The following is a 14,947-nucleotide window of genomic DNA, read 5'->3' on the forward strand; positions in this document are numbered from 1 at the left end:
AGGAACATGAATGATTAGCTCGTAAGAAATACGTAAGTTTACTACGCTAGATAGATGCGGTTAGAGAACACTCAATGTTAAATATTAACCGCTTGCGGCTGCAAGATAGATTTAAAATCTCTACAAATGCACTTGTGGCAAGAGTCGCAAGTGCGATCGCTGTTTTTGTTGGTAGCTTGGTATTAGTTGGCTGGTGTCTTGGTATTGAAGTTCTTAAGCGCGGCTTCCCTGGTAGTCCTGCCACGATGAAAGTCAACACAGCGCTTTGTTTTGTGTTGTGTGGTGTGTCGCTGTGGCTATTTTTAAAAGGGGAGCAGGGGGGCAGGGGAGCAGGGGAGCAGGGGAGCAGGGGGGAAAGAAGAATTCAAAATTACCCGCACAGTTCTACAGCCTCCTTGCCCGTACTTACTTTTCTAATCTCTCAGGTCTGTGCAATAGCTGTCACCACAATTGCGGCGCTTACTCTGTGTCAATATATATTCGGTTGGAATCTGGGCATTGATGAGTTGGTGTTCCGTGATTCGCAAACTAGTATAGCGACATTGCATCCGGGGCGAATGGGGGCGAACACAGGACTGAACTTTATCCTGGTCAGTGTCGCCCTACAGATTCTGATTCATCTAAAAACCCACCGCAGTTATTGGTATGCCCAAATTATTGCTCTGATTGCTACTTTAATTTCCTTTCAAGCGCTGATGGGCTATGCCTACCAAGTGAAAGTTCTCTACGGACTCGCCCCTTATACAACATCAATGGCGTTACACACAGCGATGTTGTTCCTCTTCCTAAGTATAGGTATTCTGTGGGCGCGGGCAGAACATGGCTTAATGAAGGTAGTTACAAGTGATAGTTACGGCGGCTTACTTGCACGTCGTTTACTAGTTGCCGCGATCGCAGTACCTTTTATATTAGGGTGGGTAATTGTCGAAGGACAACGAGCAGGACAATACGATCCGGCATTTGCAGTATCGGTATTTGCGATCGTTCTGATTGTAATTTTTACTATTTTGATTTGGCAAAGTGCCAGGGTTATTGAACGCCTCAGCTATCAACGCGACCTTGCTCAAGAAGCACTGAGAACCTATGAAGCTAAACTAGGGAGTTTTGTAGATGCTAACGTCATCGGTATCCTCTTTAGCGATGTGTATGGCGGTATCCAGCAGGCAAACGACGAATTCTTAAGGATGATTGGTTACGCGCGGGAAGATTTGTTAGCTGGTAAGTTAAGTTGGCGCAATCTCACACCACCAGAGTATTTATATTTAGACGAGCAAGGTATCGCTGAAGCCCAAGGAAACACCAACGCTGCTTGTACGCCCTACGAGAAAGAATTTATTCGTAAGGATGGTAGCCGTATCCCGATTTTAGTTGGTTACGTGCTGCTAGGAGAAAACCGCGAAGAATCAGTAGCTTTTATCCTCGATTTGAGCGAACGCAAACAAGCAGAAGCAGAACAACAAAAATTAGCATTGCTGGTAGAAAATAGCTCTGACTTTATCGGCATTGCCACCCTTGAGGGTCAATTACTCTACATAAATGATGCAGGCCAAAAGTTGGTAGGGTTTGCCAACCTGAATGAAGTAAGACAAAAAGCAGTATTAGATTACTTCATGCCCAAAGACAAAGTTTATTTTCAAAAATATATACTGCCGACTGTACTATCAGAAGGACGCTGGCAGGGAGAATTCTGCTTCCGGCATCTGCAAACAGGTCAACCGATACCAGTTGATTACAACGTCTTCACTGTTACAGATAACAAAACAGGTCAGCCAATTGCCTTAGCAACTGTGACTCGCGACATCAGCAAGCAAAAGCAGACCCAAGAACAAATCTTACAGCTAAACAGGGATCTACAGCGCCGCATTACTGAATTACAAACTTTGTTGGAGGTAATTCCCATTGGAATTGGCATTGCCGAAGATCCAAAATGCCAAAATATCAAGGTCAACCCTGCTTTTGCCAAGCAGTTGGGGATATCGTCAGATACAAATGCTTCCCTTACCGCTCCCTTGGATGAAAAACCTACAAGCTTTAAAGTATACCGCCAGGGAAGGGAACTTTCAACAGAAGAACTCCCAATGCAGTACTCTGCTGCTCATGGTGTTGAGGTTATCAATTATGAACTTGATGTAATTCATGAAAATGGCAAAATTGTCAAGCTGTTGGAGTACGTTGCACCCTTGTTTGACGAAGAGGGTAAAACCAGAGGCAGCGTTGGCACATTTTTAGATATTACGGAGCGCAAACAGGCAGAAGAAGTACTCCTAAATCAGCAGAAATGGCTAGAGGATGTGTTAAATCTGATGCCAAGACCATTGCTGTTTATCGAACCAGGAACGGCGCGGGTAACTTTTGCCAATCGCTCTGCTGACGAATTAGCTGGGGGCGAATTTCCCAAAGGGATACCCGCCGAAGATTATCACACAGCTTACTACTATACAGATGCCGCTGGCGATCGCATCCCCAATGAACTGATGCCAGGAGTACGGGTTTCCCGTGGCGAACGCCTGAATGGATTGGAGGTGGACTGGCACACTCCCGCTGGCGTGCTATCTATACTAGTATTTGCTGATACCTTGCCAGCAATGCACGGTCATCCGGCTACCTGTATCTTGGTGTTCCAAGAAATCAGCAACCTCAAGGATGCACAAAAAGCCCTCTCATTAAGTTACAAAAGGTTAAAGCTACTATTTGACACAGCCAACGATTTATTATCGAGTCAGCAACCAGTAGTACTAATCGATAGCTTCTACCAAAAACTAAGAGACCAAATTGGTTTAGATATTTACTTTAACTATTTGGTTGAGGATAACTCTCAGCTAATGCGGCTACAGTCTTACAGCGGCTTTTCCCAGGAGATAGCAAAGCAAATCGAGTCCTTGGAATTTGGTGAAGCGGTTTGTGGGACTGTCGCCCAGGAGCGTTGTGCAATTGCTGTAGAGAATGTGCAGCAATCAATTGACCCGAAAACAGAATTGATTCGTTCTTTAGGAATTACAGCTTATTATGCATACCCATTAATCGCCCAAGGACGGTTGTTGGGTACTCTTTCTTTTGGCAGCCGCACTCGGTTAAGCTTCACCGACAATCAAAAAGGGATGATGCAAGCAGTATGCGACCAAATAGCGATCGCAATGGAACGGGCTAGTTTAATTGCTTCTTTGCAACAACAAACTGAGCAGTTACAACAAGCCAACCGGATGAAGGATGAGTTTCTAGGGATATTATCGCACGAATTGCGATCGCCCCTCAATGCCATCCTTGGCTGGGCGCAATTACTGCAACGAAGCAAGCTCAGTGATAGCCAAATGGCTAGAGCAACGGAGACAATTGAGCGCAACGCCAAAGCGCAAACCCAGTTAATTGAAGACCTGCTGGATATATCGCGGATGAGTAGAGGTCAGTTACGCCTCAATATCCGTACTTGTAATTTGGTTCCCATAATTGAGTCAGCCATCAAGACTGTTAGTTTAGCCGCTCAATCCAAGGAAATCGATTTGAGATTTTCCCTAATTTCCTCATGGGAATTAGGAGTTAATCACGAAAATCTCGAATTTCCAGCAGCACAATCCCAAACTAATCAACATTCAAATGACAGCAAGCCGAGTAAAAATTCTCAATATTTAGTTTCCGGCGATTTCGAGCGCTTGCAACAAATCATCTGGAATCTCCTATCCAATGCCATCAAATTTACCCCCGTTGGCGGAAGGGTAGAGTTGCAATTGTCAGTGGTTAGCGGACAAGAAAAACAACAGACAACGGATAAATATGCCCAAATTCAGGTGATTGATACAGGCATTGGTATCAGTCCTGATTTTCTTCCTTACGTTTTCGATCGCTTTCGTCAAGCTGATAGTTCTAGTACTAGAATCTATGGTGGATTAGGACTAGGATTAGCGATCGTCCGTCATTTAGTAGAATTACATGGCGGTACTGTCCGCGCGGATAGCCCAGGCAAAGAACAAGGAGCGACGTTTATCGTCAAACTACCACTTCTGAAGAATGCCCACCTCGGCTCTTTTGCCCCTCTGCCCCCACCCCCTGGAGTTTAGTCAGCGACATCAGTATGCCCCACGAGGATGTGAGAACAAAAGAGAATTCCAGCCGCAACGTTGACAAATGATGCTATTACGAAAGACCAATTATTATTGTAGAGACGGCGATTCATCGCGTCTCTTGCCTTAACCGAATAGTATTAGGACGGACTTAGAAGTGGGGCATTGGGGAATATGAATTAAATTCACCCCTATGTCTCCTAGAGAAAGAGGTTCGTTGCCTTATCTATATTCTCATGAATCAAATAGGACTACGATAATGTCCGAATAATTGAGTTTTGATTCCCATAGTAATTAGCCACTTTCTTACTAAGTGCCTTAATTGAAGTAGCCCCTTCTACTTATCGAGACTCAGCAGGTTGTTGCAGGCGTAATAGGGTATTGTAAACCTGCCTTTTTAAAATAGTATTATTTTGTAATTCTATAGTAATTTTATTGAACTGTTCAAATTTTAAACCATTATCTTCGACAATTTTTTGAGCGTGGTTACAGTAGTTAACTGCGATATCTTGAGCCTTCTTTGGAAGACCATTTATGCTATTAGAATCGTTGCAAACAATTTGAGGAATTTCTCCATTGCCAATAAGTTTTTTAATTTCTTCAAAAGCATTTTGACGGGCTGGCTCCATTGCTAGCACAGCTTGAGCGTAACTGTCGATTTCAGTATTGTTAACTATTGGTGCTGGAGTTTGAGCGTCAGCTTTAGAACTCAATGAAAAACCATTGAAAATCAAACTTGCAGTAGCGATCGCACCGAAAAATAACGATCGCGACAGGGTTCGCTTTCGGCCAGTTCCGGAAATTAAATCAGAAATTTTCTTCATATAGTGTATGACACGAAACTACATCAGGGATATTATAAGAACTTTGAATTATTTTCAGAGTTGGAAGTTCCAGGAACTGCTCAATAGATTAAGCTTTTATATTTGATTGTCAATTTCCTCGGCATACTTGACAAAGTTCGATTACTTTTGTCTGGAGTGTTGACATTTCTGATGCTCCTTGCTTAAGGCTAACCTCTAATTCCAGCAGTAGGGGTAAGCAAAAGATTAACTGTTGCACAGAAAGCAGCTTAATTTCTTGCTGTAAGAAGTAAATTCGTTTGGGATTACCGATGTCAGCAGCAAGAGCGATCGCTTGTTGATTGCGTTCACCACTTTCTATCATAATCTTCACCCACAGCCAGGTGCGAAATTGTCCAATCAGTATCGCAACTATCCGTAATCCCGGCTCGTCAGCATTGCTCAAATCTGCTAGTGTTGTCAAAGCTTTACCTGTATCTCCTGTTCTGATTGCTGCTGCTAATTGTAAGCTATTTTGGGTAGTATTTCTTACTAACTTTGTAACAGTATCTGTGTCTAAAGGCTGATTGCTATCTTGGACATATAGCCGTAATTTCTCTAACTCATTGTAAAGAAGCCGTGTATCATTTCCTACGGCTTCTGCCAACAGATGGGAAGTATTGGCAGTCAGTTTCACGCCCACTGTTTGGGCTGCTTGATTAACAGATTGCACCAGTAATTCTGTTTTCCAAGGTGGAATGAGAGGAAATTCTCGGAATTCGGTAGCAAACTGTTTTAACAATTTCGTGGATTTGAGGCGTTCATCTGGCTTATTGCGGCTGGTGAGCAATAAAAATGAGTTTTCGGGAATGACACTTAGCGATCGCCCCAATTCTGCCAACACGTTCTCTGGACAGTGCTGAAACAGAGTAGTGTTTATCAGCCATACCAAACGCCCACCAGCGCCAAAAGTCGGCGTCATCGCTTGATTTAACGCCTGGATAGCAGCATCAGCTCGATCTGGGGAGAATGCAGTGTAATTAAAACTTGTCCATTGAGGATCGAGGACGCGATTGCGCAAAAGTGCGATCGCCTTTTCCATCGCAAAATCATCTTCACCCCAGTAAACATAGATTGGCATAGAAAAACCTCTAAATGGGCATTGGGCATTGGAAAGAGGACAAGGGGCAGGGAGCGGGGAGCAGAGGGGAAAGAGGTAATTTTTATTCTCCCCCAGCAAGAACTGCCCCCTGCTCCCCTGCTTCTTCCCCACTCCCAACTCCTAAAGATTAAATACTTTTGAAATCATTCTCTTAATCAAGGTAATTTTCCCTAAAATCTATCAAGTGAGAGCGTGAGGCTATGAAGATTGGACGACAACTATCAAACTTACTTAAATCGGTTAGCAAGACTGACGCTGCCAGAAGCCTACAGATCCCAAGCCCAGCATATTCAGGAATCTTCTAAATTTCAGCTAAATTCTGGGTTGAGACAAGCGGCATCCTTTCCTGGCTATACGCTAATTACCCCGCCGGCAGAAGAAGAATCACACAATTCTGCTTTCTATGCCAAATTACAGACTTATCAACAGGAACTTTTGCAGTTGCCTGTAAACCGTAATTTGATTGTACCTGTACCTCCTGCTAGCTTCCATCTGACTTTAGCGGATTTAATTTGGGACAATGCTTACCTTGATGCCTACGAAAATAATCCTAAATTTGACGAGGAGTTACACTCTTGTTTAGCTGAAATATTTCAAAAATATCAACAATTGATGACAAACAGAAGTCATCCAATTAAATGGCAAATGCTGGGACTAATACTGATGCCAAGAGCCATAGCCATTTGTTTAGTCCCCCAAGATGAACGCTGTTACGAGGAAATTATTCAATTTCGCCGAACAATTTATCAAAATCCCAAGTTAATTGCTTTGGGTATTGAGCAGCATTATCACTTCACAGCCCATGTTACATTAGCCTATTTTGGGGAGGTTCCATCTGACCTAGACCGCATAAACTTCAGCACAATGCTTTCTCAATTGAATGAACAATGGCTGTTGAATTTGCCAGAATTCTCGATCGATCGTGTTGAATTACGAAAGTTTGACAACATGACACGTTATTATCGTGAATCAGACTGGCCGATTTTGGATTTTTAAGTAATTAGGAACTTCCAAGAAATAAATTATCCAATCTTGTGGGGTGGGCATCTTGCCCGCCTTTGGTTACTGGGCGCTCGTGTCGCCCATCCCACAATAAATAGTTGGATATTTTTTTATTTGAAAGTCCCTTAATTAGTAGTCAGTAGTTTCCATTCACTGACTACTGACTACTCATTAGTAATTAGCTTAAAATTTCGGTTGTTGATAACCGAGGTAAATTGCTTCTAAAAATACATCAGGCGTAACAGCTTCTGGCAATTTTTCTAAATTAATAATAGCTTTAACTTGCTCGGCTAGCTTTAGAGATAGTGAGGTTCTTGCCTTTAACGACATTGCACCGCGTCGCTGTAAATACTCACGAATAACAGCAAAATCATCTGGCATCAATTGCGAGAAATCAGCAATTTCGATTAACTGTTCGTGAAGTCCTTTTGCCTGTTCCGAAATTGTCAATTTTGCAGATGCAGTGGGTGCTTGGGTTTGAATTACAATTGTGCCAGCAGCCAAATCACCTAAGCGCTTTTCACGGCTACCCAACATAATTAAAAACGCACCGATAAACAAAGTTTCATCAAAGGGTCGCAGTAAAGCACGTAGCGTTGCTTGTTGTAACCCGATCAGTCTGCCATCATCTCGAACTACACGAATTTTAGCAAACCGTTTACCAGGAGTTTCTCCAAACCATAAGGTTTCAAAAAATACAAAATAGCCGATGTAAATTGCAAAGGCGATAATAAAGAAAATTGCTAACAGCCAAATATCTAAACTTGTTAAATTTTTAAAAAAATATTCAACAAAATTTAACAACTGTGTCGAGAAGACACTCCAAGTAAGGACAAACAGAAGCAAAGTTACACCCAACACTGTATAGTCAATCAAGAGTGCCAAAACTCGATTACCGATTCCCGCTAGAGTGAATTCCAACTCTACACTTTCTGGAGTCTGGAATGTGATGCGATTAAAAAAGCGCATATTTTAACTAATTCAAAATTAATAGAGTTGGATTAAGGTATTGAGTTAACGAAAATCTTGCGAGGGAGGTTCTCGTAATTGCAAACCTAGACCTTCACGCCGACTACGCAAGTCCAAGTATAAAACAGCTTTTAGTGCTTGCCAAAATGGCATGACTAAAACTCCACCGATCAAGCTGCCAATCACAGAAATAAGATTAACAATTGAGTAAATAGCAGTACCAGGCTCAAGCTTAAGTAGAAATAAGCTAGGTATATAGTTTAATACAAACACCAACGGCATTGTAACGATAAAACCAACTAAAACAATGCCTTGAATGCGAAAGACTGAGGCTTTAGTTAGCTCCCAACTTCTGGCAACACTTTCGCCACCATTGATATTTTCCTCAACTGCTAAGGGCACTTCAGCTACTATCCAACGGGAGTAGAACCAGGTTAGTCCTAACAATATAATGCCTGCCGTTACAATTATTACCAATGTGGTTATGACTATAACGCCTGAAGTACCTAATATTCCTCCTAATACTACTCCGATCAAGCTAGCTACTACACCGCCCACGATCGCTAATCCAATATAAATTAGCAGTAAATATATACCTACTTGCAAACCAACTCTTAAAAATGACCAAAGACGTGGATTAATATGGCTTCTGGCAGTTTGAACACCTTCAGGTTGGTAAATCAATTCTCCAAAAGCCAAGCGTGAAATGAGTCCAGAAATGGCTGCATATTTTGCCCAACCATACACAGGAACTAGAACCCATAAGTGAGCGATCGCAGCTAGGTTAAGATAAGTCTTCAAATGAGAACGATACAACCGTACCGCAGCACTGACAACGTTACCGATACTCAGTGGTTGTATCTGGCCGGAAGATCCAAAGTTTTCAGACATAATGCTAAATTTCCCTTGAAATTACGGAGATCGATTTGAGGCTATCTTAAGCTAAGTTAAACTCAGTGTTCCCAAAATTCATGAATATTCAACGTTGGATTGCGCGACGAGAACCGAATTGGCAGCGTTTGGATGCTTTATTAAGGCAGATAGAAAAAAAAGGGTTAAAGTCCTTACAAGCAGCAGAAATTAGAGAGTTAGCGAGTTTGTATCGTTCCGTAGCGGCAGATTTGGCACGTGCCCGCACTCAGCAAATCGGCAATACTTTAATCCAAAGTTTACAATCTTTAACAACTCGTGCTTACACGCAGATTTACCAAGGTTCGCGGCGGCAGGAATGGCAGGCAATCTTAGAATTTTATCGTTGGGGATTACCATCTGTAGTCCAGAAAACATTTGTATATATTGCTGCTGCCACGACACTGTTTTTACTAGGCGCACTAGTGGCTTGGTGGTATTCCTGGCAAAACCCCAGCTTTATGCCTTTGATTGTACCTGAAAGCTTGATTACCAAAGTGCGAGATGAGCATAAATTATGGATGGGTTCAATTGTCGGTGTTGAACCTCTGGCATCCAGCGGCATCGCAATCAATAATTTGTCGGTGTCTTTTGGGGCTGTCGCTGGTGGCATGACAGGTGGAGCATACACAGCCTATTTGATGGTATTTAATGGTTTATTAATTGGCGCTGTTAGTACTTTAGTCGGTCAAAATAATCTGGCTTATCCTTTTTGGGCCTTTGTATTTCCGCATGGTTCTTTGGAATTACCCGCAATCTTTTTTGCTGGGGGTGCGGGATTTTTATTAGCAAGAGCAATTTTATTTCCTGGGAAATATCGCCGTGGAGATGCACTGAAATTCTATGGATATCAAGCGGTGCAGCTAGTATTTGGGATTGTACCAATGTTGATTATTGCTGGTGCGATCGAAGGCTTTTTCTCTCCTAATCCTAATGTACCTGATGCAATTAAATATCTGGCAGGGATAGGATTATTTATACTTTTAGTGCTGTATTGTAACCGCAAGCAAACAGTAAATAATTTAAATGGCGGCTGATTGGTAAATTTAAAAAGTATTTTAGAATAAGGTAAATACTAACTATGTAAATAAATCATCATAAATTGAAGTTAGGATAATCATGGTACAAACATCAAATAAAATATTGACTCTAGAAGAGTTTCTCACACTACCAGAAACTAAACCGTATTGCGAATACATCGACGGTAAAATCATTACAAAACCTATGCCTCAAGGAAAACATAGCACTATTCAAGGAGAACTTTGTCCCACAATCAATTCTGTTATCAAAGTCCAAAAAATGGGTTGGGCTTTTCCAGAATTACGTTGCACTTTTGCAGGATGTTCTATAGTTCCCGATGTCGCTGTATTCTCTTGGGCAAGGCTTCCTGTAGACGAAAATGGTGATATTGCCAATACATTTTCCGCAGCACCCGACTGGATAATCGAAATTCTCTCCCCCGAACAAAGCCATACAAAAGTTACAAAAAAAATCTTACACGCTCTCAATCACGGGACTCAAATGGGTTGGTTAATTGACCCTGATGAGCGCTTCATTGCTGCTTATCCTGCGGGACAACAACCTTTACCTTTTGAGGAAATTGAGTCTGTTTTACCAGTGCCAGAATTTTGTCAGGGGTTACAGTTGACGGTAGGTGATATTTTTGGATGGTTAAAGGTGACTGCATAACAAATATTTTGTTCAACCTAACTTACTATTTTTACACTGAAAATATATATGCCAAAACGCATCATCACCGAACTATCTGATGAACAAGAGGCAATGCTTCCTATCTATAGAGATAAGTGGCGATCGATACAAATATCAACTGAATCAATTGAGCAAGAAAAAGTTGCAGCAATAATCAAAACTGCTTATGCGGTGAGTGATTATCCTGAGCCTGAGATATTATTCTATAGCAATCCTATGACCGCAATTGAGAATATTCTTACTATTGAGAACTTTAAGGCATATCTAGGGCGCGATATCCACATCAAATTCCTTAAAAGAGTGGTACATCACCTTCTACATGGAATAACGCAACAACTTGACAAGCATCTCTATATCAGATTGCGGAACCAAATTCAACACCCTGAATTTCCGTACTACTCAACTGAGAGTCATCCACTAGTTTCATACTTTCCGTATACAGGAAGATGTCTTGAACATCAATTAATTGCCGATCTCGACAAGCTTAAATTTGAATTTACTGATATTTCATACTTTACAAATAACCTGAATAGACCAGCAGAATGGGCAATTTTGGGTTGTATGTTAGATTTTTGTATCTCAGTTCTTAAGCTTCAACACGACAAGAAAAAATGGAATGTACTTCAAGAATTCATTCAACATTGTGGTTTAATATTCCAATTTGAAAAGGTTTGTATAGTCTGCGATCGCCCTTGTAAGTTGTCTTTTGATGAAGAAAATATGCTTCATGCGGAGGGGCAAGCTGCTCTTCAATTTGGTGATGGCTATAGTGTTTATGCTTGCCACGGAAAACATCCTTCTCAAGAAGAGCGATATTATCAGGGGCAAGATCCTGAATCTGTTTAGATGTGCAATTCCAGGGACTCACCGATAAATATTGAAGTGATAATTTTTAGATTGCAATGATTTACTCAATTTTAATTATTTAAATTAAACTTTAAAATTTTATTAATTTTTAATCAAATAACTTAGTCAATCAAAATCAATAATAAAAAATTTTTAATTGAATATTTAAATATATCTTAATTTCTTGCACATCAATTGTTAAATAAGCTTTAACCATACCAAATGTAGCCTATTTAAGACTGAAATTACAGCAGTTAAATATTCCTTTAATCAGAGGTAATATGATTTTTTCGACCGCCATATTGAATCGTGTCGTTGCTACTTCAATGGTGACAACTTCTGTTGCACTTAGTCCATTTTTTGGTGCGATCGCACAAGCTGAAACTCTCAATGGTGCAGGAGCAACTTTCCCGGCTCCGCTTTACGAACGCTATGCTCGTGAAGTGAAGAAGAAATATCCAGACTTAAAAATTAACTACCAAGCAATTGGTAGTGGTGGTGGTATTCGTCAAGTCATCGCTGGAACCGTTGACTTTGGTGGTAGTGATGCTGCAATGAAAGATGATGAAATCGCTAAAGTCAAGAATGGTGCAATTTTAGTACCTACAGCAGGCGGTGCTGTTTCTGTTGTTTACAATCTTCCAGGCGTTAACAATCTCAAATTATCCCGCGCTACATTACCAGCAATTTATTCAGGTCAAATTACCAAATGGAATGACGCGAAAATTAAAGCTGATAATCCAGGCGTTAATCTACCAAATCAAACAATTAAATTTGCTGTTCGTGCCGATGGTAGCGGTACAACTTTCATTTTTACGAATCACTTGAGTGCCATCAGCGGTTATTTTAAAGGCAGAGTTGGAACTAACACTGCTCCAAAATGGAATCTGCCAAATGTCCTCAAAGGCAAAGGAAATCCAGGTGTAGCTGCTATAGTAGCTCGGACTCCTGGTTCTATTGGTTATGTTGAATATAGCTACGCTGTCAAAAACAATCTGAAATCAGCATTGGTACAAAATAAGAACGGAGAATTTGTTGCTCCTTCTTTAGAATCTGCAAATGCAGCTTTATCAACTGTCACTTTCCCAGACAACTACCGCGTTTTTATAGGAGATCCAGGACAAGGTTATCCTATCGTTGGTCTTACTTGGATGATGGTTTACAAACAGTATGCTAATGCTGCTAAAGCTGATGCAATTAAGAAATGGATTAATTGGGTATTGAAAGACGGTCAACAGTATAACGACGATCTTAATTACACCAAAATTCCATCTGATGTAGCAAATCGAGTGCTTCAGACAGTGAATAGCTCTGTCAAGCCTTAATTTATAATCTTTAGGACTTACTCACAAGAGTTCCCCAATTCCCTTAAAAAAAGAAGGGTGCTTTGAATATAGCAATCCTAAATGAGTTTGTGAGAATTTTTGTTATGGTCGTCCTTGGTCATTTGTCCTTTGTAATTACAAATAACAAAGGACAAATGACTAATGACTAATGACAGACTGAGCTAATAACTCGCTCTACTAGTAAGGAAAATCTATTTTACTGATTTGTAATGGCAAATTTATCAGATGATTCCAATCTCAGCGATGAAAATTTCAATCTAACTACTACTAGCGGCACAAATTTCTGGTTTGACCAAGGTTTTACACGGCTAGTATACTTTTTTGCTGTGATTACCGTTGCACTACTATTGTTGATGACTTGGGTAATTTTACACGAAGCTCTACCAGCCATTAAGCAGTTTGGAATGGGGTTTTTGTGGGGACAAGATTGGGATACAGGTAATCAGATTTTTGGTGCATTACCCTATATTTATGGAACTTTGGTAAGTAGTGCGATCGCTATTTTATTTGCTGTTCCAGTGGGAATAGCAGTAGCCTTAGTCACGAGTGAAAATTTCTTACCTACATCACTGCGAATCATCCTAGCATTTGTTGTTGAATTAATTGCTGCAATTCCTAGTGTAATTATTGGTTTATGGGCGATTTTTGTCTTTATTCCAGTTCTAGAACCTCTCCAAAAGTGGTTAGCCAGTACTTTTAAATGGATACCACTGTTTAATACAGAAGATCCTTCTGGGACTAATATGTTGACTGCCGGGGTTATTCTTGCCATCATGATTTTGCCGACAATGGCAGCAATTAGTCGTGATGTCTTAATGGCTATCCCGAAAGAATTACGTTCTGCATCTATGGCTTTGGGTGGCACTCGTTGGGAAACAATTTTTCGAGTCTTGCTACCATCTGGATTTTCTGGAATAGTCAGTGCAGCAATGCTTGCTCTAGGACGGGCTTTGGGTGAAACAATGGCTGTTACTATGGTGATTGGTAACTCTGCTCAAATCAGCGCTTCTTTACTCGATCCAGCTTATACAATTCCCTCTGTATTAGCTAATGAATTTGCTGAAGCTGAACCAGGTTTGCATATAGGTGCTTTAAGTTTTTTAGCATTAATTTTATTTGGGTTGACTTTAGCTGTAAATATTGGTGCTGTCATCTTGGTGAAGTGGGTTGGCAGAAAAAATAAATAACACTATCTCATTTTTAAATTACTACAAATACCTCAGTTAATAAGACATTTATCAATCAAACTTTGTCAAATTTATGAGTGGTTACATTCAATCAGAAAAAGATGAATTTTTGGCGGCAGAATTATGCAGCCCTCTGCCAAGAAAGCGAGTAATATTCACCTATGCAATGAATGCGATCGCCTTTGGTCTTACAGGTCTAGTACTCATTCCTTTATTATCAATTTTGTGGGAAATTTTTATCCGGGGAATATCTGGACTCAAATCAGAAATGTTTGTCAAAGCAGTTATTGATAATGGCTTTGGCAATGCCATCTTGGGAACTATAATCATGGTGGTAATTGGTGCTATTTTAAGCATTCCCACAGGGATAATAACAGGAATTTTCTTAGCAGAATTTGGTCAAGCTAACCCAGTTGCTAGTATTGTTCGCTTTGTCACCAGCATTCTTACAGGCGTACCTTCAATTGTTGTCGGCGTGTTTGCTTATGGTGTGATAGTTTTGGTAACTAAAGGGTTTAGTGCGATCGCAGGTGGTTTTGCTTTAGCTGTGATTATGCTACCTGTAATTATACTGACAACAGAAGAATCCTTAAAACTGATTCCTACATCTCAACGCCTCGCCTCTGCTGCTTTAGGTGGAACTCGCTTCCAAACTACTTTTCGCATTGTTGTAACTACTGCAATCCCCGGAATTACTACAGGCATTTTATTAGCTGTAGCTCGTGCAGCTGGTGAAACAGCACCCTTAATTTTTACTGCTTTATTTAGTCTAGATTGGTCAGAAGGATTGTTAAGTCCTACAGCTTCTTTACCAGTATTAATTTTTAACCTCTACAACGACCCCGATCCACAAAAAAGTCAATTGGTATGGACTACTTCTATAGTTTTACTCGGCTTAATTTTATGTGTCAGTATTCTTTCTCGCTTAGTTATTAGGCAGAGAAAAATAAAATGAGAATTCTATAATATTCATCTGACT

The 14,947-nt window shown here is 40.7% G+C and carries 12 protein-coding genes; 8 read left to right on the top strand and 4 right to left on the bottom strand.

Annotation, left to right across the window (positions count from 1 at the left end; genetic code table 11):
* Window positions 1–74 precede the first annotated feature (74 nt).
* Window positions 75–4,052: a PAS domain S-box protein gene (locus tag RM368_RS05225; protein WP_322693069.1), complete on the top strand. Its 3,978-nt coding sequence runs from the start codon at window positions 75–77 to the stop codon at window positions 4,050–4,052.
* A 344-nt stretch (window positions 4,053–4,396) separates the two neighbouring features.
* On the opposite strand, the gene RM368_RS05230 is transcribed toward RM368_RS05225, so the two are convergent.
* A complete protein-coding gene (locus tag RM368_RS05230; RefSeq protein ID WP_322693070.1) occupies window positions 4,397–4,879 on the bottom strand; it encodes a DUF4168 domain-containing protein in 483 nt (160 codons plus the stop codon).
* A 109-nt stretch (window positions 4,880–4,988) separates the two neighbouring features.
* On the bottom strand, window positions 4,989–5,978 hold the full coding sequence (gene holA, locus RM368_RS05235) for a DNA polymerase III subunit delta (protein ID WP_322693071.1): 990 nt from the start codon (window positions 5,976–5,978) through the stop codon (window positions 4,989–4,991).
* Window positions 5,979–6,206: 228 nt separating this feature from the next.
* On the opposite strand from holA, the gene RM368_RS05240 reads away from it, so the two are divergent.
* Entirely contained in the window at window positions 6,207–6,995 is a 789-nt protein-coding gene (locus RM368_RS05240; RefSeq protein WP_322693072.1) for a DUF1868 domain-containing protein, read from the top strand.
* A gap of 189 nt (window positions 6,996–7,184) precedes the next feature.
* Here RM368_RS05240 and RM368_RS05245 read toward each other — a convergent pair whose 3' ends face one another.
* Complete coding sequence (locus RM368_RS05245; protein ID WP_322693073.1) at window positions 7,185–7,970, bottom strand: RDD family protein; 786 nt, start codon at window positions 7,968–7,970, stop codon at window positions 7,185–7,187.
* Between the two features lie 45 nt (window positions 7,971–8,015).
* Window positions 8,016–8,861 carry a hypothetical protein gene (locus RM368_RS05250; RefSeq protein ID WP_322693074.1) on the bottom strand — a complete coding sequence of 282 codons (846 nt, stop codon included), beginning with the start codon at window positions 8,859–8,861 and terminating at the stop codon, window positions 8,016–8,018.
* Window positions 8,862–8,941: 80 nt separating this feature from the next.
* Between RM368_RS05250 and RM368_RS05255 the strand changes: the two genes are divergently transcribed.
* From RM368_RS05255 to pstA, 6 genes are all read left to right on the top strand, one after another.
* Window positions 8,942–9,916 carry a stage II sporulation protein M gene (locus RM368_RS05255; RefSeq protein WP_322693075.1) on the top strand — a complete coding sequence of 325 codons (975 nt, stop codon included), beginning with the start codon at window positions 8,942–8,944 and terminating at the stop codon, window positions 9,914–9,916.
* Between the two features lie 82 nt (window positions 9,917–9,998).
* Entirely contained in the window at window positions 9,999–10,568 is a 570-nt protein-coding gene (locus RM368_RS05260) for a Uma2 family endonuclease (protein ID WP_322693076.1), read from the top strand.
* A gap of 48 nt (window positions 10,569–10,616) precedes the next feature.
* A complete protein-coding gene (locus RM368_RS05265) occupies window positions 10,617–11,435 on the top strand; it encodes a DUF6745 domain-containing protein (RefSeq protein WP_322693077.1) in 819 nt (272 codons plus the stop codon).
* A gap of 281 nt (window positions 11,436–11,716) precedes the next feature.
* On the top strand, window positions 11,717–12,760 hold the full coding sequence (pstS, locus tag RM368_RS05270; protein WP_322693078.1) for a phosphate ABC transporter substrate-binding protein PstS: 1,044 nt from the start codon (window positions 11,717–11,719) through the stop codon (window positions 12,758–12,760).
* Between the two features lie 230 nt (window positions 12,761–12,990).
* Window positions 12,991–13,968: a phosphate ABC transporter permease subunit PstC gene (gene pstC / locus RM368_RS05275; RefSeq protein WP_322693079.1), complete on the top strand. Its 978-nt coding sequence runs from the start codon at window positions 12,991–12,993 to the stop codon at window positions 13,966–13,968.
* Between the two features lie 73 nt (window positions 13,969–14,041).
* Window positions 14,042–14,923 (top strand): phosphate ABC transporter permease PstA, encoded by an 882-nt coding sequence (pstA, locus tag RM368_RS05280; RefSeq protein ID WP_322693080.1) that lies wholly within the window; start codon window positions 14,042–14,044, stop codon window positions 14,921–14,923.
* Window positions 14,924–14,947 lie beyond the last annotated feature (24 nt).

The sequence above is a fragment of the Nostoc sp. DedSLP03 genome (assembly GCF_034530815.1).
Lineage (GTDB): Bacteria > Cyanobacteriota > Cyanobacteriia > Cyanobacteriales > Nostocaceae > Nostoc.

Excerpts from the sequence above, each read along its gene's own strand:
- RM368_RS05225 (WP_322693069.1), top strand. The coding sequence starts at position 75 with ATGTTAAATATTAACCGCTTGCGGCTGCAAGATAGATTTAAAATCTCT.
- RM368_RS05230 (WP_322693070.1), bottom strand. The coding sequence starts at position 4,879 with ATGAAGAAAATTTCTGATTTAATTTCCGGAACTGGCCGAAAGCGAACC.
- holA (WP_322693071.1), bottom strand. The coding sequence starts at position 5,978 with ATGCCAATCTATGTTTACTGGGGTGAAGATGATTTTGCGATGGAAAAG.
- RM368_RS05245 (WP_322693073.1), bottom strand. The coding sequence starts at position 7,970 with ATGCGCTTTTTTAATCGCATCACATTCCAGACTCCAGAAAGTGTAGAG.
- RM368_RS05250 (WP_322693074.1), bottom strand. The coding sequence starts at position 8,861 with ATGTCTGAAAACTTTGGATCTTCCGGCCAGATACAACCACTGAGTATC.
- RM368_RS05255 (WP_322693075.1), top strand. The coding sequence starts at position 8,942 with ATGAATATTCAACGTTGGATTGCGCGACGAGAACCGAATTGGCAGCGT.
- RM368_RS05260 (WP_322693076.1), top strand. The coding sequence starts at position 9,999 with ATGGTACAAACATCAAATAAAATATTGACTCTAGAAGAGTTTCTCACA.
- RM368_RS05265 (WP_322693077.1), top strand. The coding sequence starts at position 10,617 with ATGCCAAAACGCATCATCACCGAACTATCTGATGAACAAGAGGCAATG.
- pstS (WP_322693078.1), top strand. The coding sequence starts at position 11,717 with ATGATTTTTTCGACCGCCATATTGAATCGTGTCGTTGCTACTTCAATG.
- pstC (WP_322693079.1), top strand. The coding sequence starts at position 12,991 with ATGGCAAATTTATCAGATGATTCCAATCTCAGCGATGAAAATTTCAAT.
- pstA (WP_322693080.1), top strand. The coding sequence starts at position 14,042 with ATGAGTGGTTACATTCAATCAGAAAAAGATGAATTTTTGGCGGCAGAA.